The following is a 1,025-nucleotide window of genomic DNA, read 5'->3' as shown; positions in this document are numbered from 1 at the left end:
ATTGGTGGCAAACACATAAAAAAATATAGACGTATAGATAAATACGTAGGATCTTATTTTTTCGTTATTAGAATTATAATTATACAACTAATTAATAATGTTATAAATATAAAAGGCACTTCATTTATTGATACTTCATAGATATTGATAGCTGTTGAAATTATTGCAATTATAGCTATCCAATAATATTTGGATTTTTTAAGTTTAATGTTATAATAATTTGTATTACTCCATCTATAGAGAGAATAAGTCAGCATTAAAAATCCAGTGCCCATTAATAGAGAAATGGCAACATAAATATATCTCAAATTACCCTTAAATAGAATTGTCCCTGCTATTGACATTAAGAAAAGTATTCCGAATAATATCGCTTCACTCCTTATTATCTTTCTATTATTTTTTAACAAGTTGCTGCTACACCCCCTATGCTTAACCCAAATGCATTAACAGCGAAGAAAAATGCCCATCCGGCCAATGGTGTTAATGTACCATAAGAGCCAACAGCTGCTAGTATTGAGAGAACTATTGTTAACGCTGCTAAGACTGTATAGGCTATGGTAAAAATACAGCTAGCTTCATTATAATCTATTGCAATCCCTACTGTTTTATCAATGCCAATATTCTTAATACCATTATTCGTTGATTTTAACATACCATTCATTGCTGATGCAATATATGAATATTCTATGCCAAACCTATCTAATGTCCTATTACCGGAATACATATAATTAAATGATATTAATTTTATACTATTTATTAATTTTTCCATTACATTGCCGTATGTACCCTTATTATCCAGTGTAAATTCATTTCCCAGTAATATTTTAGACGAATTGATAGGAACTATATTGGCATAGACATATGATATATTCTCATTGCCATTCCTGTATATTATATCCCCTATCTCCACCTTATAATGCTTGAATGTATCTGTATATGCAATTGTATACTTTACATTAGAATTATTACAATATTGCAATAAGTAATTTGTACTGTTTGTTGCTATGTAATCGTACTTATAGGAA

2 protein-coding genes are annotated in these 1,025 nt (G+C 28.9%); both read right to left on the bottom strand.

The window, feature by feature from the left end; translation table 11 throughout:
• Positions 1-53 precede the first annotated feature (53 nt).
• Complete coding sequence (locus tag AMDU4_RS11150; protein WP_021785967.1) at positions 54-407, bottom strand: hypothetical protein; 354 nt, start codon at positions 405-407, stop codon at positions 54-56.
• Positions 401-1,025 (bottom strand): hypothetical protein (locus AMDU4_RS11145; protein WP_290705160.1); only part of this gene is annotated, 625 nt, incomplete at its 5' end. The genes AMDU4_RS11145 and AMDU4_RS11150, both read right to left, overlap by 7 nt.

It is taken from the genome of Ferroplasma sp. Type II, from assembly GCF_000496155.1.
Note: the sequence above shows the minus strand (reverse complement) of the source record. Positions and strands in the feature narration are given on the sequence as shown.